Genomic DNA, 22,634 nt, shown 5'->3' on the forward strand with positions numbered 1-22,634 from the left:
GTTGATAGCATAACTATTGATTCTCTTTTCTCGCACTGACTTGTCGTGCTGACAACTGGTGACACAAAGGATAACCTCTTATGCATACGTTTTCCTGGCGCACGCTTTTTTCCTGGATGTATCTTGTACGATTGCTGATTTTGCTGGTAGGTTTATTTCTCTACGCGCTAGGCATCGTCTGCCTTTATCGCTCCAACATGGGATTGGGTCCGTGGGATGTTTTTCATCAGGGACTGAGTTTTCATACGCCGCTCTCATTTGGCCTGGCGGGTATCGTCGTTGGCATCTTTCTGGTTGCGGCGAGCCTGCTGATCAAAGTGATCCCTGGTGTTGGCACCATCTGCAATATGATCTTAATCGGTATATTTGAAGATATGCTCCTGAATATTCGTGCCTTCCAGCATATAGGAGAAGCCTTCTGGGTCTGGCGTCTGCTGCTCAATGTGGCGGGAGTCATCATCGTGGGATTGGGGACCGCTTTATATATCGCCCCCCGCCTGGGTGCTGGACCTCGTGATGGCCTGATGTTGCGCTTGCATGAGATCACTCACTTGCGTGTGACTATCGTACGAGCTTGTATCGAAGTCAGCGTCTTGATCCTCGGCTTTCTGCTCGGAGGAACTATTGGTGTTGGGACCGTGATTTTCGCGCTTGGCGTGGGACCTGTGATCGAGTTTGGTTTCTCCTTCCTCAAGAAGCTGGGATTGACGGCCTGGCTTGTTCCCACTCCCGTTGTTGCTGCTTCTGAGCCGCTAGAATCCGTAGCGCCTCAATTGATCGGCGACTAGTCTGCTGGACGAACATTTTTTGATGTGGGCTTCATTTGGCCTATTTGACCTATCTTGTGAGGCAAGTACCTTCATTCGTGTTAGAATAGAAGAAAACAGGAAAAGGTTGCTGATCATGTTGGAGCGTGCAGAGGATTATCTAGGTTTACAGATTGGGAGCTATCGGCTGATCCGTTTACTGGGAGAGGGGACCTTCTCGCAAGTTTATCTGGGAGAACATGTGTATCTGAGAACGCAGAGCGCCATCAAGCTTTTGCGGATACTATTATCGCCCGAGGTGCGAGAAAATTTTTTGCATGAGGCCCAAACCATCGCTAAATTGGAGCATCCAAACATAATCCGTGTCTTCGACTATGGAGTGTTTGACAGCACTCCATTTCTGGTCATGAACTACGCGCCCAACGGCTCATTGCGGCAGAGGTATCCTGTTGGGACGATCCTGCCGCTCAACGAGATCATCCCGATTCTGAAGCAGATTGCTCCTGCACTTGACTATGCTCATCAGCGCCGCCTGATTCATCGTGATGTGAAGCCGGAGAATATTCTGATTGGCGAGCAGGATCAGATGTACCTCAGTGATTTTGGTCTGGTACTGGAGGCGCATAGCCATAGCTCTCAGACCATCGGAAATGCGGCCGGGACGGTCCTCTATATGGCCCCTGAACAATTCCAGGGCAATGTGCGCTTTGCCAGCGATCAATATGCCCTGGCTATCGTTGCCTATCAATGGCTCTGTGGAGAATGTCCTTTTACAGGAACGTTCACAGAAATCATCAGCCAGCATCTCTACACCACGCCACCCTTGCTGCATAGCCGTATCCCGAACTTTCCGCGACCCGTAGAGAAAGTTATTCTCAAAGCGCTCTCCAAAGATCCAACCGAACGTTATGAAAGCACCGTCGCCTTCGTCGATGCTCTTCAGCAGGCCTATGACAGTCCCTTATCCCATATCGACATCTATAATACTCCCTCGGAGGAGGAAGGAACGCTGGCGAGCGCTGTGACCTCCGTGGCCTCACCGCCGGTGCTCGGCGTCCTTGCCGCTTCGGATGCAGCTGTAGGTCAGGTACCGGCCGAGCCACTGACACCTTTTGAGCAGAAAAAGGTTGCCGCCCTCTTTCAAGCGTCAGATCCAGGGAGCAACATGATGGGAACTCAACGGAGCGCCTCATCCCGCACTTTTAAACCATTCTGGCGCATCGCCCTACCGCTGCTGGCTCTCTTTATCGTCATCGCCGGCAGCGTTGGCATCTGGTATGGCAGTACCCATTCCTCTTCAGGAAACACACGGATAGCGCAAACACCAACCTTTCAAGGGAAGCATACAGGCATCAACACGCCTCAGAACACGCCGAAATCATCGGGAACGGGAACGGTCCCATCAACCGTTGGTGCGGGCCATGGTCCCATTGTCGGCCCACCAGCAGGAAACTCCACCGCGCCAGCCGTAAAGCCAACACCAAAGACTACCACTCCAGCGGCCAGGCCAACAACTGCCACGCAGCCAACGCCAACGCCAACGCCCGTCGTCGATTGTCTCACCGGCTCGCCGACCACGCTCACTTTCAGCTCCTCTAAAAAGCAATCCAATCCAGCTCCCGAAGTGGTCACACTTACCAACTGTGGAGGAAACTCTGGCTGGAACGCTTCCGTACAGACAAATGATGGAAACAATTGGCTCGGTATTAATCCTGTCAGTGGCAGTATTGCCCTTAATGATAGCGAGAATATTGCTGTGGGTGTTGTCCACAATGGATTAGCTCACGGTACCTATCAGGGAACCATAGTCTTCATGCATGGTACTGCTTCCCTGACCATAACCATTGTGAACATTGTTAAGAAGGCTTCAAATGGCTGACCCATCTCAAGATAGCTCCGGCGCATCTGTTTTTCATATAGTCTAACATGCCTCTTTATCGTGACACTGAAGAGAGGATCTTTTTGTGTGGTAGGGAACGATTTTATCAAAATGGTCGGTCTTAAAAGTGGGATTACAGGTGGAGGGGGATAAGCGATTTGATAATGAGTAAAAGTATTTCGTCTTTGTATTTGTGTAGTATTTTATCAATTGATCGATAAAGATGCAAGTGTTCCACTATTTCCCTCTATTTATTCTATGTGCTTGCTTTAACAGGGCTACCAGTCAAGACAGTGGCTGGTAAAGGAGAGTAGTTGGGCACTTGTCTTTTTCATCCCGATAACTTTACCGCTCTTTTAAGATGGTCAGAACACACAATTATTAAAGAAAGCATATTGGATTCATGGGAGAGCCGCAGCAATCCGATGTCGAGGAATTAGCCCAACTGCTGGAACTGAGGAAGGATAATGAGCAGCCTACCGTACTTCTTCTCGGATCAAGGGCGGGTGGATTATTTCGGAATAGATATTTCTATGATCACCTACAAAGATTCAGTCATCGAGGTTTTAGGAACCTTTCACGTATAGAGCAATTCAGCGAGTGTTATACTATTCTGACGAGAGATCATCAATTTAGTGAAACGGATATTCATAATATTCTAAGAACCTCTTTACGTGACCTTACTGTAACAAGGACCAACGTTTATCTGGCAGAGCTTATCAAACAGCGTTACTTTGATGAAATTATATCTACGAATATTGATGATGTGCTGGAACTTTCTTTTATACAGGCCGAGATGAAAGAGCATAGAGATTTTGAAGTTGCGATACCTGTACGTGAGTCTTTACATGAGAAGAGTCTGCCACATCGGATTATTAAAATCTTTGGAGATTTTGGCTCAAGGAGTTATATTATAAATGAACGCTTAACTCTGCTTGATAACAATCAAGAGGTTAAAAATGCTTTACAACGTATTTTGTCAAGGGATATGATTATTGTAGGCATGGACTCTAAGTGGGATGAAGATATACTCCGTATCATTCCTACAAAATCGGGCTCAATCTTTTTGGTGAGTGAGGAGAATTTTGTCGAACAATCGATGCATGCCAGTGTTTTCAAACAGCGTAAAACTCAGTATATACGAGGGAGCTATGAATCTTTTATGCGAGAATTATATATCGCCCTCTATGGTAGCCCTGGCCTTCCCATGAATTATCAACTCGCCCAGGAGATTCTGGTACACCTGGAAGACATCTCGCAGCGCTTACAAAGCGTACAGAACGATCAACAGGGAATTCTCAAAGCAATAGAAAAAAATAACGAAAGAAATGGGAAGCAGTAGTTCAAAGTTACAGTTCAGGAGTACCTCTGCTGTATTGCTGCTTCCAGTTGGAGTGAGACATGGAACTTTTTGTCAATCGAGAAGATGAGTTACAACTCATTGACGAATCTTTCAGTGCATTAATAGATAAGAAACGCCTCTTACGTAATCCTATCATCGAGTTTCAGGGTGTGAGTGGAATTGGAAAAACGTCATTATTAAAGCAAGTTGAAAAACGTTGTCGTAGCCAGCAACTTCCCTATTTATGGATCGATGTGAGTAAAAACGCATCTGATGTGACAGATGAGATCGTTACTCAAGCGAAGAAGTACATCCAGCAGGATAGCTCTGTTGCCGGCTTGTCGGCAGTGGAGGCGACCAGGGCTTTGCTGAGACAGCAGCCTGTTGTGATGCTGTTTGACGCGGTCGATACCGCTAATACTGAACAGTTGGATGTGATTGAGAGGCTGCTCAAAGATCTGCTTGACGACGAAAAGCTCTTTGTTGTTCTGGCAAGCAAGAGGGCGTTATTGTTTGAGCAAGAGCGCTCGGTGGCCCTGAAATTGACGTCGCGACCGCTTGAGTCGCTTGATCGGAAGAATTGCGAGCTCTATTTCGCTCATCAGGAGAAGCCACTCGATCCAGAGGTACGCCAACTAATTTTTACATGGACTCGAGGTTATCCTCTGGCGATGAACATCATGACGCAAGCTATTCATGATGAACTTGATCCCAGGACGCCAGATGGTCAGGCGGAGATCATACACCTTTTTACCACCCTGATTATCAGTCAAGAAGTTCTCAAGCATGTTGTGCCTGAGAAGCGTGCCACCTATCGCGCGATCCTCGAACTTTTTGCTGTTCCCCGGCGCTTCAATCTTGTGATCATGCAAGATCTGATCGAAGAGTTTCTCCCGGCGATGAAACGCGAGAGTAGCATGGCCTATTTTGGCTTGCCCAAGGAGATCAACGATGCCACGGCGATCTTAAATTGGAATATGCTGCGTGCCGGTTTCTCGGTCGACGAGCCCTTGCGTCACATTTTTCTCTTGATTCTGGCCAATGAACGTCCTGACTATTATTTTGCGCTTCACCATTATCTTGCACAAAACTCTTTCCGGCTTGCGAAAGAATTTCCTGGTTTAGATCGCGTCCATTACGTACGTGAGTGTTTATATCATACTGCTAGTAATACGAATGATCCTCTCGTGCTGGAGCAGCTTATGCAAGCATTACAAATCGTCTTGCAGGAATCGCTCGAGATCTTTCAACAGTTCTTCGAGGAATTTGCGCAGGACAAAGAGCTCAAAGAAGCGTTGGGAGACCATCTTGCAGTGGTCGAGGCCACGCTTGCCGCTCATCTCGCCACCATTGATCATCACACAATTGAGGAATAGGATAATGCATGAGCAACAGCAACTGAGCCATTTTATTGGCCGCGCCAGCGAATTGGAGACATTTGCCACCTGGCTAACTGATCCAGCAGCTCCCTGGCTCCTCTATGTTCATGATGCCTCCGAAGATACAAGTAGAAAGGGAGGTGTCGGTAAGACCTGGTTGTTACGTAAATACGCCGAGCTGGCAAAACAGATGCATAAAGACATTGCGATCGTGAGGGCCGACTTTTTTAATGTCAGTGATCGTGATCGTGTATTCCTGGCCGAAAAAATCGTTGCGGGCATCCAGGAGCTGTATCCTACCTGGGCTCCAACATCGTTTACCTCCGCCATACAGCACTATCGAGCGATCACTGGCGAAGTTGTTTCCACCTCGGGTAGCAGTGAAAGCATTGATTTTAGAATCCGCCAGGAAGCGGCGGCCGCGCTCGCTGATGATCTACATCGCCTGAACCGCTATCTGCTTCAGGAGCAAAAAATCCTCCTGGTCCTTCTCGATACCTTTGAAACGATCGAGCAGAATCCCAGCATTGCCGTGTTGCGTCCATCGCAGATCTTTCCAGACAACTATTTGTTGGAGAATATGAAAGTTGTGATCGCGGGACGCAACAGCATTGATTGGACGCATCCCAATTGGAGAGATCGCGAACACGAGTTGCTGCGCCTGGCGCTTGAGCCCTTTAATCAGCAAGAGATGCTGGAGTTTGTGCGCACCGATTCTTTTTATCGGGTCGCCCCTGATAGCGTGGAGGCTCGTGCCTTGCATGAACGCACCGAAGGGCGTCCGATCATCATTGGCCTGGCTATGGATGTACTCAATCATCGAATTCTCACGCTCAGTGATCTTCTCTCCGTCTCCCATGCTGAGTTTGAAAGATATCTTGTCCCGCAGATTAACAAACTTGAAAACCCCCTGAACTGGGTCATTCTCTTCATGGCCCATGCCTATCACCGCTTTAACCTCTCCCTGCTTGATTGGATAATGCATGGTGTCGAGGTGGGAGAGCCAGTGAGCGTGCTGAGCCGCGAAGAGCTGCTTCAGAGACTGCCTGATCTCTCTTTTATACGTAAGCCGGGATCGGGAGACGATTTTGTCCTGCATGACGAGATGCAACGGCTCGTGGCAAAATATTGTTGGGAGGTGCAGGACCCCGGGGGACGTTATCGACGGGAGATCAGCCGCTCTGTGATCAGCTATTATGAGCGCGAAATGAGCCAGCCTCTCAACGAGCAACGGCGGCAGGGCGATGTGATTGAGACACTGTATCATCGACTCTTTGTAGATCTGGATACAGGTTTGAGCTACTTTCAAGAACACTTTCTCAATGCCATTCGCTTTCTCAAGAACTCATTTGCCCGACTCTTACTTCAGGAAGCACAAAAGTTTATGCCGCTTTTCTCCACATTTCAGCAGCATGAATTAAGCTACTACGAGGGGATGCTCTTGCGTTCCGAAGAAAACTCCACTGCCGCATTACGCATCTTGCAGCAACTCGAAAGTGAGGCCGATCCCCAATGGTATCCACATCGCCGCTCGAATATCTTTATTGAGAAGGGACGATGCTATTCACAGCAAAGTAAATTATCCGCTGCCAACGAAAATTTTACGCGAGCTCTGGAGATAGAGCAGGCCGCAGGGCATGAATTGCAATGTGCACAATTGTATAATAATCTTGGCGGTATCCTCAGACGCAGAGGCCGCTTTACTGAGGCATTAGAGTACTATGAACGTGGTCTGGGCATGTATCGGAAATTAGGTCGGCCACGCGATTATGCCAGTTCGTTGACCAATATTAGTGCCGTATACCGCTTGCAAGGAAAAATTGATGAGGCGCTTCGTCGTTGTAAGGTCGCCTGGAGCCTGCGCCTGAAATTATTTCAGGAAGGCATAATTAGCGAGGTACAGGTTGGTTTGAGTCTGCAGGTACTGGGGACGATCTATCTGCATGCTGGAAATATTATTGAAGCCGAGAGATGTTTTCAAGACGCCTTTGATGTTTTTTTACGCATGAATTACAAGGCGGGCATTGCGGCAATTTATAATCGTTTTGGATCTGTGCAATTATCGAAGCGTGAACTGTCCAGTGCGCAAGCATGGTTTATCAAGGCGCAGGATGCCTCGTATGAATTTGAAATAGAACAGTATACCAATAGCTTAAATAAGCAAGGACGTATCTGTGTACTCCAGCAAAAATGGCCAGAGGCGGTCGTATTTTTTGAGCAGGCGCTGGTATCGGCCAGAAAAGTCTCTGATTATTATCAACAGACGGAGAGCCTGATTGATCTGGCCGAGCCGTTGGGTTATTTGGGGGAGCGTGAACGTGCCCTGCATACCTTGCAAGAGGCGGCAGAGATTGCAACACGAGAAAATTATATCTACCTCTCAGGATTGATTGAAAAGGTGCATGCGGAGATCGTTTATCGGCAAGCAGGATATGAAGAGGCATTTCAGTACTTTGTGCGCTATTGCCATTACATGGCTCGTTATAACTCCCTGGAGTTCAAGCGGGCTGTCGAGAACGTCGTTGATGCTTTAATTGGGACTCCCTACGGTATGGGGCCAGGCCTCGTGCAAAAAATGGTGGCTTACTGGACAGAGCATCAGTTGGAGAAAAGTTATCCTGAGTTGATACGAGCATTCGAAGAAATAGATGGTCTAATGACGTTCTAGCTACGTGTTCTAGATAAGAAGAGTAAGGAGGAAGGTGAGCTGTGTTGTAGAGAAGCTATTCACTGTAGAGGATTACTTACCCGCTTTAGGAGCTCTTGATGAAGATTTGGATTGATTCGATCCTACTTTCGCCAGACTCAATGGATGTGTATGGCAATAATTGTTTCAACGATGACACGTGTCCGGTCGATGGCGATAATAATACCACTGGCTCTTATCAATCGACGTTGGGGAGCAGTGAGAACAGTACTGACGCTCGATTCATTATGCATCTTTCTGAAGAGGAGATCTCCAGGTTCTCTCACCATCGCTTTATGTGTGCTGAGGCAATCTATACACAGGAGATGGGAGCACTCTGGTTGCTTTGTACTCCCATTGGCACGGGGAAAGTTGCTGCCCTGGATGCAGAGGCCTATCGCTTGCTCCAGCGTTTTCAGAAGGCTACTACTTTAGATGCCATCATGCTTGACGCGCAGCTCTCTTTCTCTCGTACCATCGATGTCGTAGCGCTTTTGAACAAGGCTGGTTTTCTGCATGACCTGGATCAACCGCTTCCTCTACCAGGTCCCGAGCAGGGACAGACCTTAGCCGCTTGGCTACACGTCACCAATGCGTGTAATCTGGGCTGTCATTATTGCTACGTCAGCAAGAGTTCCGAACATATGGCTGACGATACTTCAATGCATGCTGTGGATGCCGTAATCCGCTCGGCCATCGCTTATAAACATAGCGGAATTCATCTTACCTATGCAGGTGGTGAGGCCACGCTGCGTCTCCCTCAGGTCCTTGTCACGCATGATTATGCTGAGCAACAGGCCCTCGCACATGGATTGAGCCTGTCGGCCAGTCTGCTCAGCAATGGCGTGGCTCTGCCGTCTCGTTCGATCGAGCAACTCAAGCTACGTCGGATTAGAGTTGGACTCTCACTTGATGGCATCGAGGAGAGCCATAATCAGCAGCGTCCTTTGCTCAATGGCAAAGGCTCTTTTGAGTTTATCGATCGCACGATTACACGGCTACTGGCCGGTGGGCTTATTCCGAGTATCAATGTGACCGTGACTCAGCGCAATCTGGATGACCTGCCACGCCTATTAAAATACATCCTGGAGCGTGATTTACCATTTGGGTTGAGCTACTATCGGGATAACTCCTGCTCTACCCATCTCTCCGATCTGCAATTTACCGACGCTCATATGATCAGCGGGATGCGGAGAGCTTTTGACTATATTGAACAACATCTGCCCCGCCGACCTCTACTGGGATTGCTGGTGGATAAAGCGAACTCTGGTGCTCCTCGTGAGTATAAATGTGGCGTGGGACGCAACTATCTTGCAATCGATCAGCGTGGGGGCATTGCTCGCTGTCAGGCTGATATAAGCGACACGATTACATCGATACATGCGGCTAATCCTCTCCAGGTGATACGAGCACACCGGGGAGGCGTGCAGGCGGTCCCTATTGATGATAAAGAGGGCTGTCGCACCTGTGAGTGGCGCTACTGGTGTAGTGGCGGATGTCCCATGCTCACCTATCGCTTAACCGGAAGAAGTGATATCAAGTCACCGAATTGTGCTATCTACAAAGCGCTCTTTCCGCAGGCTTTGTACCTTGAAGCGCTACGTTTGTTGAAGTATGAGCAACCATATGTCTTATAGTCAAAGATGCTGAGGATGTATCGATGGATAGAGTAATACAGCAGCTGAGCGATATTTTGAGGATGCGTCGCAGTGGTTCGTCAATTCCTTATCGACTGCTGCTCACCTCGGACCTTTCTTTGACACCTGCTATCCGCCAGCGTATTTGTCTTGCAGACGACTGGGCATCCTTTTGCCAGTATCTTTATGCACTGGGACGACGGGATCGCTTGAATGCGTTGATCCCTCTTGCCCAGGCACCAGCACAAAGGGGGGGATATAAGTCGCTGGCTCGCTTGATTGTACAGGGATATTTCCCTCTCGTTTTCACGACGAATGTCGATTCGCTGTTAGAACAGGCGCTGGATGAGGCCTTGTTGGAGGCTGGTTTGCGTCCACATGCGTTTCAAACGCTGATTGTTGGGCGCGACCATGCTGATTATATTGTTGAGGCACTCGATAATAGGAGCTCGCCTATATGTATTGTCAAACTGCATGGGAGCTTACAGGATGGCGTGCTCGCTGACGAGTTCCCGGATTTTTATGAAGTCTCTTCTCCGATACAAGAAAGTGTCCAGCGCTACCTCAATCAAGATAGCATCATTGTTGGATCGATGGCACATGAGAGCGATGTGAGCCGCGTCTTGCTCAGAAAAGGAAAAAGTAGCCTGTATTATGCGCTTTCTCACGTGCCGGCGGCGGATGACGAAGTTGTCAGGCTGATAAAAGCGCGAGGCTATATTCCTGAGGAGAAGATAATTGCCGGGCCATCTGGCGAGTTTACGCAGCTATTTACGGCTCTTGAGAGGCTTCTACAATCTCCTGCGGTTATCCCGACTCAGCCAGATCGGCAGGAGAAGGATGTTGTATCTCATGGACAGGCCCAGGCCATACCTCCACCTCTGCGAGGAGATCCTGTTACCATTTTTTATTCTTGTGCGCAGAGTGAGCGGGATGAGGAGTTGTGTGCTCAATTGGAAACACATCTCAAACTATTGGAGCGTCTGGGACGCATCGTGGTATGGCATAAACGCAAAATCCTGGCTGGCCAGGATTGGGCAAAAGTTATTGATCACAATCTTCAAACGGCTCAGGTCACATTGTTGTTGATTAGCCCGGATTTTATGGCCTCTCAGTATTGTTATGGCATAGAAATGATGCGTGCCCTGGAACGTCAACAGCGTGGTGAAACACGTGTTATCCCCATTTTGTTGCGACCAGTCTTTTACAAAGGGGCTCCTTTTGAGCATCTCATGTCCTTGCCGACGAATGGCAAAGCTATTACAGCCTGGGAGCGGCCTGATGAAGCCTTCACGGATATTGTGGAAGGTATCCATCTTGTTCTGCAAGATATTTGATGATCCTCTTTGATCTGATTGACATGTGCATGGGAAAGAAGAGGAGCCCGAGGAGAATCCATCCTCCTCGGGCTCCTGGAGACTCATTAGCATCCCTGCATATTTACTGGATACTAATATCGTCGATATAGCCGCGATAGCCTCCGGTGCTATTGGCCTGGTCGTAGCCGACGTCGATCTGCGAGATCGTTTTGCCGCTGGCGACGTTTCCCAGATTGACGGTGACATGATTCCAGGTGTCGAGGGTAAGGTGTCCGCATTGATTGGTGGGATGGATGCGGTTCCCATTTTCATCGACGGCAGCGGTCATATCGCGCAGATTGGTATTATCGCTAAAGAGCAGGTCGAGCGAGACGCAGGTGCTGTTGGTGCCGGTGACCTGACTTCTGGCGGTATTGCTCTCGGGATAGATCCAATAGCTCAACGTGGTGCCGGAGGCGACCGTGAGCGGGGTAGTACTCAGATTGAACGCCTTCATATAGGCAAAGTCAGTGGCAGCGCCGCTGGCATTGCCCGAATACATCAGGGCAGTCGTGCCGCTATGTGTCGTTTCGTTACGGGGGGCTAATTCTGGCCCTGTCAGGCCGCAGCAGATGCCAGTGATATTGGCTTCTCCGCCTGCTGGATAGACACCGGAGTCGGCGGTACTTGTCCAGGTTGGTTGAGGATCGCTGCTTTCGAAGCCCGTCGAGAAAGAGCCTGTACTTGTGTTGCTTCCAGCGGCATAGACCTCAAGCTCATAGAGGCGTGTCGCGGTATCGGTGGTATTGGTCGGCTTGGTCACGTTCAGCTTGACGTAGCGGGCCTGTTGCGGCGTGATGCTGTTGACAACGCGACTGGCCTGGTTGTTCGTGACGCTGACTGGCGTGGTCCAATTCGTGTTGTCGCTGCTGAGTTGGATCGTATAGGTGTTGGTGTTCCAGGCGGACGTCTCACCTCCGAGAGCGGCATTTTTGAGCACGAATGTGCCGACCGTTTGCACCGAGCCAAGATCGACCTCCAGGAACGATGGGCTGGCACTTGAGCACCACTTACTGTTGCCTTTCAGTACTCCATCGACGGCATTGGCGGACGTTTCGGTTGATGCGCAGGTCGCCGATGAGGTTGTGGTCTTGTTGAGCGCCAGATTGGTGCCCAGATTAGGAGCCGTGGCTGGTGGCGTAAAGCCGTCGTTAAAGGATGGCGGAAGCGTTGACGTGCTGCCCCAACTGGAAGGGCTACTGCCCATGGTAAAGTTGAGCGTGCCACCGTTGGCGATGTCGCTATAGTGCAGCCAGTCTTGATTGGTTGCCGTGCCGTTGAACGTGAGTCCCTGGACATACTGATTGCCATCACCGGCGCCTGCTCCATTGATCTGGAGCGTATTGCCGCCCGCTAATTGCACCGCTGCGGAGGTGAAGAGGGGACCATGCAGCACAAGTGTGTCGGCACCGGGCGTGGCGGGATAGAGTCCCAGAGCGGCCCAGACAAACCAGGCGGATGTCGCTCCCAGATCGTCATTGCCGGGCAGTCCGCCGGGAGCGGCGGTGTAGGCTCCGTTCATGACGCTGCGTACCGCTGCCTGCGTCCCTGATGGATCACCCGCATAGGAGTAGGCCCAGGGGGTGGCAAACTCTGGCTCGTTGCCGATGTAGTAGTAGGGGAGTGAGAGGCCGGCGTTGACCTGCGTGAACAGATGGTTGAGTCGTTGGATCGCGGTTGCGTTGCCTCCCATCAGATTAATCAGGCTTTGCAGATTATAGGTAACGTTCCAGGTATACTGTGCCGCATTGCCCTCGGTAAAGTTGCTGTTGCTGACCGGGTCAAGTGGCAAGATCCAACTGCCGTCGCTGTTGCGCGGATTGATGTAGCTGGTGGTTGGGTTAAAGACGTTCTTCCACCATTGCGCATGACTCATATAGGTGTTGTAGTACGTCGTGTTGCCCAGCGCCTTCGCGAATTGCGCGATGGCAAAGTCCGAGGCCGAATATTCCAATGAATCCGAAGCATCCCCGGGGATATAGTTATGGCTTACATAGGTCGACTGGTTGCCTCGGATTGGGCTGCCCTGCGCGGTCGCACTGGGATTACTTCCGGCATTATTCATCAGTGTCAGAGCCGCTGCCGTATCGAAATTGTGGATACCAAAGGCATAGGCACTCGACACGATAATTGGACCTGGATCACCGGTCATGACGAAGTCCTCATTTGTCTCTTGCGACCATTTTGGCAATTCGCCACCTTGCTGGCCGTCGAGGACCATCGACTTGATAATATCGGTCATCTCGGTGGGAGCGATCAGCGAGACCAGCGCCGTCCACGAGCGATAGATATCCCAGCCGGAATAGTTCTGGTAGACCGTCATGCCGCTGGCCGTATGGACAGCTCCATCGAAGCCCATATACTGTCCATTGGTATCGCTGGCGACGTTGGGGCTCTGGACTGTATGATAGAGGGCGGTATAAAATTCGGTCAGATTGGTTGTGGAGGTCCCGCTGACCTGGACGCGATTGAGCATGGTATTCCAGGTGGTACTGGCATTGCTCTGGGTGGTTGCGAAGTTCCAGCCGGAGTTCTCCGTGCTCAGGTTTTGCTGCGCGTTGGCGATGCTCACGTAGGAGAGCGCGATCTTCATCTGCACGACAGCATTGGTGCTGGTATTGAAGGTCAGATAGCCACCGGTATTGGTGCCGCTCACGCTGGTCGAGCCTGCTGTGATGGTGCTTCCGGACCATGTGCCTGTGCTGGTCGGCGTCTGATCAAACTGAGCCGCGTAGTAGATCTGATAGGTCTTCGAGGAGCCACAGAAGCCGCCAGCGGTCACGTGTCCGGTGACCTGACTGCCACTGATGCTGACCGATCCGCTGCGACTCCCGGTCGCACTCAGACTACTGTTGAGCAGAACCGTGGCCTGTGTGGTGCCTGGATAGGTAAACTTTGCCATCCCGGTACGCGTTGTCGCCGTCAACTCGACCTGCGTATTATACTTATCGAGCTTCGTCTTATAGTACCCGGGAGCAGCGCTCTCATTGGTCTTGGTGAAGGTGGAGTTATAGGAGTTCCAACTCGTACCGGGAGAAGCGCTCAAAGTACCTGTGATCGGCATAATCGGAATGTCATCATTATTGTTGCAGCCGGCGCCATCGAAGTGGGTGACGCTAAATTCTTTGATCGTCGTATCGCTATAAAGATAGCCTTGAGGTGAAGCATTGGGGGTGTCTGGACTAAATTGCACCATCCCGAATGGGACTACAGCTCCTGGATAGGTACTGCCACCACTACCGCCTCCCACTGGATTTGGTGCATTGCTCGGCGCTGAGCCAATAAATGGGTTGACATACTGGACCAGATTCTGTGTGGCGTTGGCCCGTGCATGGGCCGCCATTGCCTGGGATAAAATAAGGCTTTGCGCTAATATCAGGCTCATTATAAGCGCACAGGAAAGTAGAACGCGTCGTGCCATCGTTTCCCTCTTCCTTTTGTCATCTTAGACAAATGGGCACCTGCCTCCGGGGCAAATGACCATTGTTCAAGATTGAGCATCCATTCTCAACCCTCATTCACCTGAGCATCCATCCTTGACACCATTCTCGGCTCGTCTGCCAGCTCATTCTGGTCTAGACAACTACAGAACAGGATGTCGATGATCAAGATAAATAAAAAGGTATTTGCTTCGGAAATTACTGATTCTATTAGGGAACATAACATATATAAAATCAGCTTGTCAAGCATTTTGAGGAGAAAAGAGCAAAATTCCCGGAACTGGTCCGTTTGCTTGATCCTTGACAGTGCCACTTTTTCCAGCTATGCTTTTACTACTATTGTCAACGTAATTGTTAACAATTTCTCCCGCCAGAAAATCTTTTGCTGCTGAAGCCTCTTGACATGAGCAGGGAAGATGTGTTGGTATATCCATATTTATTCAGAGGAGAAAGCATATGACCAATTCTCAACCCCACCCACAACCTTCGGAACGTGCTCGTCAGCTTGTGCTGGGGGCATATGATCTGCATGTACATACTGGACCAGATGTGATGGCTCGTGCCGTGACAGATCTAGAGCTTGCACGGAGTTTTCGCGAGCGGGGACTGGGCGGCTTTGTGATCAAATCGCACTACACACCGACCGCTGAGCGGGCCGCGCTGGTCCGAGCTGTCGTTCCCGAAGTCCATGTGATCGGGGCCATCACCCTCAATGCCGCCATTGGAGGCATGAACGCGCTCGCCGTGGAGATCGCTGCTCGCGAAGGGGCGCGCATCGTCTGGATGCCGACCTTTGATGCCGTTAACGAGCAGAATGGACTGGCAAAACTACCGGCGGGAGCCACCCCTCCAGGCTGGGCGCGTATGCAGCAGGAGCTACGCGATGAGGGCGTGAGTAGTGGTGTGGTACGGGTATTCGATGAGCAGCATCAGATCTTGCCCGAGACGCAGCGCGTCCTGCAACGGATCGCCAAGCACAACCTGATCCTGGCGACCAGCCATCTTCAGCGGGATGAAATATTTGCGCTTGTCGATGCTGCCATCGCAGAGGGAGTACGCTCCATCTTGATCACGCATCCGGAGTATCCGACGCAGAACCTATCGGCCGAGGATCAAGTGGCCCTGGCGGATCGCGGAGCCTGGATCGAGCATTGCTACACCACCGCCTATAGCGGAAAATGCAGTTGGGAGCAGATGTATGCGAATATTCGAGCCGTCGGACCCGCACGCTGCATCCTCTCGACCGACCTGGGACAACCATTCAACCCACCAATCGAGGACGGTCTGGCGCTCATGGCTGATCAATTGCTCTCCGCCGACTTCACCGCAGAGGAGATCCATCTGATGGCCGTTACCAACACTACCCGCCTCGCTCGCGGATTGGATAACTAAGCTGTAATTGGCATTCATCATGTTTAAGGACCCGACAGGTTTGAGAAAACCTGTCGGGTCCCTTGTGTGTGTAGCGCACCTAATATAGATCAGGACAACTATTTGATCGCGTTGGCGATTGTGCTAGCTGCTACCAGATCAGAGTAACGTGGGGCGGCGGCAATCAAGCCAGCTTTTACATGGAACGCGGTCGAAATGTTGTAGGCGGCCTCGCTGACTGTAGGATCCTTGGCCCAGATAGGCAACGTCGCATTGAAGACGACCTTAGCAACGGCTGGGGTAAGTTTAAGATAGGCTTGAAGCAGTGGGAGAGCTTCCTTTGGATTGCTCTGGATGAATGCCTCGGCTTGAGCAATACCTTTAATGAAAGCAGCCATCGATTTAGGTTTAGCATCTATGGTCGTCTGCTGCACATAGAATAAGCCGTGCACATCGCCAGTCAATTCTGGTACATCACCTAGATCCGGGCTGATGTACATATCTCCAATTCCCTGAGCGACAGCCGTGGGTCCTACTGGTGAGAAGAAGGACAGAGCATCAACTTTCCCATTTTTCAGGGCTGCCAGAGCGGCTGTACTTGTTGACCCAAGACTGACCAGTGTGGCATCTTTGTTGGCGTCGAGTCCCGCTTCTTTGAAGAGATACGTTAAAAGAGCAGAAGTACCACTACCAGGTCCAGTGATACCAATCTTTTTACCCTTGAGCGCTTTTATTCTGTCATCAAGGGAACTTCCCTTTTCGGTCAGACCAGTTGATGCTGTGAAGTCTTTGCTCACCACGACGTCAACATAATAGCCGTTCACGAGTGCTCCCGCAATCCTTGCCGCAGAGTCTTTGCTTGCCAGATTAAAAGCATCGCTCGCGACACCATCGCCTACATCCACGCTGCCTGACAGGACCGCAGCAGCAACCTTAGCACCGGTGCCAAGAATGATTGGGGTATTCACTTTGAGGCCCAGATTGGTGAAGTATCCTTTTTTGTCGGCCAGGTACTCAGGAAAATAGGCCACCGAATTACTGATCTGCCCGATCTTCAATGTCATGTCATCTTTGCTCGGAGTAGAGGAGTTAGAACTGGTACTGGTATTGAAACCAGGTACAGTACAGGCAGATAGTGCGATACCTGCGAGTAGGATGCACGAAAAAATCGACGCTAAACGCCGCATAGAATGACGCATTTTTGCTATCTCCAGTGCACAAAAAATAAAATGTACGTAGATATATCTACATATAGTCGATGTTGCTAGTCTTATAGTCAATTAAAGCAACCGTGTTTAGAAGAACAACGAGAAAAATGACATGTACCACCAATAAAATCCCACAACCTCCTGACCCAACAACCGCCTGGCATTACAATTTCACCCACAGAGATCAATATATTTCTATGCTGACATTGAAACGCATAGAGCTCAACTCATCTTTGTGCAATAGAGTTCTCTCAATTATTCTCCCAATGAATACAACCACGAGAAGAACTTATAAAATCTACAGGAGCATATATGTATCTCTATATGCTCCTTTATGTATATTCAATCAAGCAGGACTAGCACCTCTTGAAAGTTTTATTCTAGTGGTCATTATTTTTCATGACCCTACTTTAACATACCATCTTTAAGCTTGCAACCGTATAGCCCTATTAGCATGGGTTGCCCTACACAATCAATCGATACATACAAAAAGTCAAAAAAGGCAAAGCAAGGTGCCGTGACTGTCAAAAAAGACAGCGCACGGCACCTTGCTAATTGTGGGTTAGTTATGCTTGCTCGAAGAGGGCTCTCAAGCCGTGGAGGTCGTAGGAGAGTGCGCCGGACTCCAGCCTGGCTCTGAGGATGGTTTCGCGCTCCTCGCGAGCCTGCGAGGCTGCCAGGACCTGCTCCGCCTGTTGGGCTGCGACGGAGACCGCGCCATCGGCGTCCAGGACGACGATATCGCCGGGCGTGATCGTCGTGCCACCAACCGTCACGGGGACGTTGATAGAGCCACGCATTGTCTTGGTGGCGCCGCGAGAGCGTATCCAGCGTGTCCAGATAGGGAGTCCGAGCTCGCGGAGCGCCTCTGTATCGCGTACGGCCGCATCGACGAGCAGGGCCGCTACCTGATGGACCTTGGCCTGCGTGGCCAGTAGCTCGCCAATGATGCCAAACGGCTCAGGATCGGTCATTGTCAGGACGAGGATCTCGCCGGGCTGAACTTGATCCAGTACGGCGTGGACCATGAGATTGTCGCCGTGCCCACAGAGCACGGTGCGAGCGGGGCCAGCGATCCTGCTTCCAGGGATCAACTGCGTAAGTGGCAGATCGATTAATCCGACGCGGCCGGCCGCTTCATAGACGGTTGCGACTCCGTAGGTAGCCAGGCGTTGCAGGCCATCAGTGTCTATGTTTGTACTCATAAGGACGTCACCACCTGTGGAAGAACGCGCTGAAAGGCTTCAGCGTAGCGGATCTCTTTCGCTCCCGAGACGCGTCGGGCATGATTGGCACGATGCTCCGCCTGCTCCGCGTAATACTGACGCAGATAGCTTTGAGCCTTCATCGCCTCCATCGCTCGCTGTTTCTGTGGGAAGACCGCTGTGATATCTACAAACGTTGTGGGAGTAAATCCGCACAGTTCTGGCTGATGAGGCTCAAATAAGAAGAGCTCGGGAGGGCGAATGGTGGCGAAGCCGCTGGCGACGCCCGCGCCGCTGGCAAGGAGTCTTGCTCGTTGCGTCACCTGATACGCGACTGGATGATCTGGATTAAATGGATCGCGATCGGTATGCGTCACAATTACATCGGGAGCGGTCTCGCGGATCAGATCGGTCAGGCGTAGCATCCCTTCTGGACTTACATTGAGCGGATAGTCGCCCAGATCCAGGCATTGGAAGGAGGCTCCCAGCGCCTCGGCCGCCTCGACCGCTTCCGCATGGCGGATACTTTTGACGTTCTCGACTGTCTGTCCCGGCACCTTCCATAATTCGCCCGACTCGCCGCGCTCACCATAGGAGAGGGCTACTACGGTGGCCGTGCCGCCATTGGCGACCACTACCGCGATCGCGCCGCCAGCACGCCAGACAAAATCGGCCGAATGAGCGCCGATCACCAGGATATTGCGCTTCTGCCCTGAACTTGCGGCAGCATCATTGGTACTCATATCTATAGCTCCTTCATATAGTCAAATATTGTCTTTTTTAATACTTTAAATATTATCCTTTTCGGCCAGTGGACGTGATCTGACTCTTTCTTTTAGAGCCTCGACCACGTGCTGCAGGTGGTTGCGCATCGCCTTTTCCGCTGCATCGGGATCGTGGAGTGCGATGGCCTCAACGATTTCCTCATGCTCCTGATAGGAGTGACGAGGCCGTCCCGGAGCCAGAATCGTGCGAAATTGGAAACGCACACTTGAAGATCTGAGCATCTCAAGTAACCGCGTCGCCGTTGCATGATGAGCGATCTGTATCAACGCCTGATGCAGTTGCGCATTCACATCGGAGTATCCCAGTAGATCCCCATGCTCCAGACGCTTTTCCAGCTCGTGCAGCAACTCTCTGAGCTCATCGACCTCATCTGCCGTCGCGTTGACCGCCGCCTGACGCACTACCAGACATTCTAGCGCCGAACGCACCTCCAGTAACTCGATAGCCTCATCCTCAGAGACAAGGCGCACCCGAGCGCCCCGATAGCGCTCATGTTCCACCAAACCATCCTGTTCCAGACGAGCCAGAGCGGTCCGAATCGCCGCTCGTCCCGTTCCCAGCGATTGAGAGAGATCCATCTCAATCAGCCGCTCATTTGGCTGAAGCACTCCTTGCATAATCAACTTGCGTAACTGAATATAACATTCATCATCGGTCAGTGTCATAATTCCTACATTTCTTATTCTGCTCAAATTTCGTCCTCTTAATAGAGAGGAACAAAAATCAGCCACATTGCAGAATGCCAGAGATTTCTCGTGGTTGGAAGTGTGATGAAGAGTATTATGATAACACCCTTTTGTAGACAATCTTGTTCACAAAAGAGTGTAGTTTATAAATAAAAAGAAGTCAAGCAGGAGTCGTTATACAACTATTGGCAACCACGATATAGACAGAATGCTACAGGAGGAGCTCCCATGATCATATCCAACAAAATTCCTCAACGTCCATGGCAGGTATTGCTATTAGGAGGGCCATCGGGAACTGGCAAGACCAGCGTTAGCTACCGTCTGGCGCACTATCTGAGGATTGGCATTACCGAGGTTGATGATTTTCAGGTCGTGCTTGAGCACATGACAACCCCGAGAGAGCAACCCGTTTTGCACTATTGGCGTACTCATCCCGAAGCCGCGCAGCAGCCGGCTGAAGAAACTGTCCTGCAACTGCTGGCCGTCGGAGAAGTGATGGCTCCGGCCTTAGAAGCTGTGATCACGAATCATATAGACAGTCGGGCACCGATCATCCTTGAAGGAGACTTCATTCTGCCACGTCTGGTGCGTACCTTTGCCAGCGACCAGATACGAGCCATCTTCCTGTATGAAGAAAGTGAAGAGCAACTCCGTCAAAACTTTTTGCAGCGAGAGCCGGACGAAGGTGTCCAGGTGAAACGTGCCCGTGTCAGCTGGCTGTACGGACAATGGCTCAAAGAAGAAGCGGGACGCGTCGGTGCCATTGCCCTGTCCGCCCGCCCCTGGTATGATGTTCTTGAACGCATCCTGATAGCCATCCAATAGCGAGAAGGCATGGTCTAGGGGACCAGGGGGAGCGTAAACCAGAACGTGGCACCTCCGTTGGGAGTGTTCTCGACGCCGACCTCTCCCTGATGCTCTTCAATAATCATGCGACATATGTACAGGCCGATGCCCAGACCTGTCTCATGGCCGTGCAACTGCTTGCTGCTCTGTCCCTGATACGAGCGATCCCAGACTTGCTGGACATCTTCTGGGAGCAGCCCGGGGCCTTCATCCTGGACCTGCACACGGGCTGTCTGACTCTGGAGAAGCAGGCGCACCTGGATGATCCCTCTGGCGAACGAGTACTTGATTGCATTGCGCAGATAATTGTTGAGCACCTGCGTGATGCGATCGCTGTCGGCGGAGAGCACAACGGATGTGTGTCCTGAGAGATCCAGCTGGATTGTATGAGTTGATGTGCTTCTTTGTTGATCCTCGACAGCTTCGCGCACGATGGTGACAAGATCGCACGGCGCTTTGTCCATGCGGAGTTTGTTGTCCTGGATGCTTGAGAAGTCGACGAGGTCATGGATCAGACGCGACTGGAGCTCCATCTGCTGCTTTGCTGTCGTAAGCAACTTCTGCACCTTACTTATCCTGTCTGAGAAGCTGCCATCGTCCTTCTCTGTGAACGTATCCAGCATCCGCTGGGCGAATTGCAGGCTGGTAGAGGCGATGGTCAAAGGCGTTTTTAACTCGTGGTTCACGATACTCAAGAAGCTATCTTTCTGCTGATTCAGCTCCCGGAGGGCTAGCTCATGTTTATGTATCCTGGCATATTCCTGGGACCAGAGGAGGCGTTCAGCCTGCATTGAGGCTATCAGTTCCTGCTGTGTTTGTCGCTGGCTCTGCTCAAGTTGTTGGCGAGTCTGGACCTGTGCCGTGATATCTACACCATGCACGAAAATGCTGTCGACTTGATCAGAACCATTGCGTATGGGCTGATAGACGAAGGTAAAGTAGCCTTCTTCTATTGAGGCGTTACTTGTGCTGTCATGTTCCCGCTCGAAAAGTACCTTGACTTCTCGACCATGATAGGAGGTACCCGTGGTATAGACGAGATCTAAAATCTCGCCAAATCCCTGCCGGGCGAGATACGGCAGTACCTCCGCGAAAGGCTTGTCAAGCAAGTTCTGATGTCCGACGGTCCGACAAAAGAGAGGATTGGCAAGGACGAAGCGGTGATCTGGTCCCTGTAAGAGTGCGATGCAGGCGGGGGCTTGTTGAAATAACTCATCCAGCACCTGACAGTTTCTGGTTACGGTATCCCATTCCATGGAATGTACAGAAAAAGGGAAGTTTACTGGTTTAGATTGTGCCGTATCTGATACTAGTTTATCTGGTTGCTCCTGGGAATCCATCGTCCACCTTTCCGCGTCCACATCTCTTATGACGCACAAAAAACCTTCTTAAGTATAGAATAGAAGCTCTTCGTGTATCTACTATGATAGAGAGACATGCATGCCCTAAGCCTCTCTTGTTCAGGATATACAAGAGTCTATGATACTAGAAGAGTTTGCATATCCTAGTATAGAATATAGATGGAAAAGTTACAAGAGAATCTACTGATAATTTTAGCTAGACAACAAGATTTCCTTACTGCCGGCGTTGGTAGCGCAATGGCATAAGCTGTCAAGCGAAGCGAAGACACCGTAGTGCTCTGTCAAAGGTCATCGCGTCGATGCTGCATAGGGGCGATGGGGTGTGATGCCCACCGACGTAGCGGCGCGGCTCCGCCGTGCTGTCTGTGACTCGTACGACCACGCTCCCCATGGGGTTCCATTGGCGTGATCTTCCCACCGTGGATCGTCTCGTCTGCGTTGCTTTCAGATGCACATGGGACGTATTCGTGCGGGAAGTGACAGCACGGCGGAGCCGCGCCGCTACGTCGGGTAGCCTGAGCGCCTGGTTCAAGGGGCCATCCTCCTTTGCGACGCTACGGTGTCTTCGCTTCGCTTGACACTGGTCAAAAAGTGAAGTGCACCCTGGGATCTATTCTATCTTGCGATGAGACTGTATAGTATACGGTAGAATTGTTGTGGGCATATGTCTGTTATATAGATAG

Annotated in this window: 16 protein-coding genes; 9 read left to right on the forward strand and 7 right to left on the reverse strand. The window is 50.9% G+C overall.

Translation table 11 applies throughout. From position 1 onward, the window contains the following. The first annotated feature begins 80 nt into the window (after positions 1-80). The 7 genes from AC27N8_RS34110 (at position 81) to AC27N8_RS34140 (ending at position 11,027) form a co-directional block, all read left to right on the forward strand. Positions 81-788, forward strand: coding sequence for a YczE/YyaS/YitT family protein (locus tag AC27N8_RS34110; RefSeq protein ID WP_487073973.1), 708 nt, complete (start codon positions 81-83; stop codon positions 786-788). Positions 789-903: 115 nt separating this feature from the next. Further along, positions 904-2,646 carry a protein kinase domain-containing protein gene (locus AC27N8_RS34115; protein ID WP_487073975.1) on the forward strand — a complete coding sequence of 581 codons (1,743 nt, stop codon included), beginning with the start codon at positions 904-906 and terminating at the stop codon, positions 2,644-2,646. Positions 2,647-3,049: 403 nt separating this feature from the next. Beyond that, positions 3,050-3,988 (forward strand): SIR2 family protein, encoded by a 939-nt coding sequence (locus AC27N8_RS34120; RefSeq protein ID WP_487073977.1) that lies wholly within the window; start codon positions 3,050-3,052, stop codon positions 3,986-3,988. Between the two features lie 59 nt (positions 3,989-4,047). Next, positions 4,048-5,364, forward strand: a complete 1,317-nt coding sequence (locus tag AC27N8_RS34125; RefSeq protein ID WP_487073979.1) for an ATP-binding protein — start codon at positions 4,048-4,050, stop codon at positions 5,362-5,364. A gap of 4 nt (positions 5,365-5,368) precedes the next feature. Further along, positions 5,369-8,035 carry a tetratricopeptide repeat protein gene (locus AC27N8_RS34130; RefSeq protein ID WP_487073981.1) on the forward strand — a complete coding sequence of 889 codons (2,667 nt, stop codon included), beginning with the start codon at positions 5,369-5,371 and terminating at the stop codon, positions 8,033-8,035. Between the two features lie 98 nt (positions 8,036-8,133). After that, on the forward strand, positions 8,134-9,690 hold the full coding sequence (locus AC27N8_RS34135; RefSeq protein WP_487073983.1) for a radical SAM protein: 1,557 nt from the start codon (positions 8,134-8,136) through the stop codon (positions 9,688-9,690). A 23-nt stretch (positions 9,691-9,713) separates the two neighbouring features. Further along, positions 9,714-11,027 carry a toll/interleukin-1 receptor domain-containing protein gene (locus tag AC27N8_RS34140; protein ID WP_487073985.1) on the forward strand — a complete coding sequence of 438 codons (1,314 nt, stop codon included), beginning with the start codon at positions 9,714-9,716 and terminating at the stop codon, positions 11,025-11,027. 103 nt (positions 11,028-11,130) lie between these two features. On the opposite strand, the gene AC27N8_RS34145 is transcribed toward AC27N8_RS34140, so the two are convergent. Next, positions 11,131-14,469, reverse strand: coding sequence for a GH92 family glycosyl hydrolase (locus AC27N8_RS34145; protein WP_487073987.1), 3,339 nt, complete (start codon positions 14,467-14,469; stop codon positions 11,131-11,133). Between the two features lie 475 nt (positions 14,470-14,944). Between AC27N8_RS34145 and AC27N8_RS34150 the strand changes: the two genes are divergently transcribed. After that, entirely contained in the window at positions 14,945-15,880 is a 936-nt protein-coding gene (locus tag AC27N8_RS34150) for a DUF6282 family protein (RefSeq protein ID WP_487073989.1), read from the forward strand. Positions 15,881-15,978: 98 nt separating this feature from the next. Here the strand turns inward: AC27N8_RS34150 and AC27N8_RS34155 are convergent, their stop codons facing one another. The 4 genes from AC27N8_RS34155 to AC27N8_RS34170 all read right to left on the reverse strand — a co-directional run bounded on the left by AC27N8_RS34155 (position 15,979) and on the right by AC27N8_RS34170 (position 19,723). After that, positions 15,979-17,058 carry an ABC transporter substrate-binding protein gene (locus tag AC27N8_RS34155; RefSeq protein ID WP_487073991.1) on the reverse strand — a complete coding sequence of 360 codons (1,080 nt, stop codon included), beginning with the start codon at positions 17,056-17,058 and terminating at the stop codon, positions 15,979-15,981. A gap of 575 nt (positions 17,059-17,633) precedes the next feature. Continuing rightward, entirely contained in the window at positions 17,634-18,272 is a 639-nt protein-coding gene (locus tag AC27N8_RS34160) for a 4-carboxy-4-hydroxy-2-oxoadipate aldolase/oxaloacetate decarboxylase (protein WP_487073993.1), read from the reverse strand. After that, positions 18,269-19,015 carry a PIG-L deacetylase family protein gene (locus AC27N8_RS34165; protein ID WP_487073995.1) on the reverse strand — a complete coding sequence of 249 codons (747 nt, stop codon included), beginning with the start codon at positions 19,013-19,015 and terminating at the stop codon, positions 18,269-18,271. The genes AC27N8_RS34160 and AC27N8_RS34165 overlap by 4 nt, the downstream gene beginning before the upstream one ends. A gap of 45 nt (positions 19,016-19,060) precedes the next feature. Further along, positions 19,061-19,723 (reverse strand): GntR family transcriptional regulator, encoded by a 663-nt coding sequence (locus tag AC27N8_RS34170; protein WP_487073997.1) that lies wholly within the window; start codon positions 19,721-19,723, stop codon positions 19,061-19,063. Positions 19,724-19,972: 249 nt separating this feature from the next. Between AC27N8_RS34170 and AC27N8_RS34175 the strand changes: the two genes are divergently transcribed. Then, entirely contained in the window at positions 19,973-20,569 is a 597-nt protein-coding gene (locus AC27N8_RS34175; RefSeq protein WP_487073999.1) for a hypothetical protein, read from the forward strand. A gap of 14 nt (positions 20,570-20,583) precedes the next feature. Here AC27N8_RS34175 and AC27N8_RS34180 read toward each other — a convergent pair whose 3' ends face one another. Together AC27N8_RS34180 and AC27N8_RS34185 are read right to left on the reverse strand one after the other, a co-directional pair. Then, positions 20,584-21,930: a sensor histidine kinase gene (locus AC27N8_RS34180; RefSeq protein WP_487074001.1), complete on the reverse strand. Its 1,347-nt coding sequence runs from the start codon at positions 21,928-21,930 to the stop codon at positions 20,584-20,586. A 271-nt stretch (positions 21,931-22,201) separates the two neighbouring features. Further along, positions 22,202-22,483 carry a hypothetical protein gene (locus AC27N8_RS34185; RefSeq protein ID WP_487074003.1) on the reverse strand — a complete coding sequence of 94 codons (282 nt, stop codon included), beginning with the start codon at positions 22,481-22,483 and terminating at the stop codon, positions 22,202-22,204. Positions 22,484-22,634 lie beyond the last annotated feature (151 nt).

The organism is Dictyobacter sp. Z7_2, assembly GCF_057551105.1.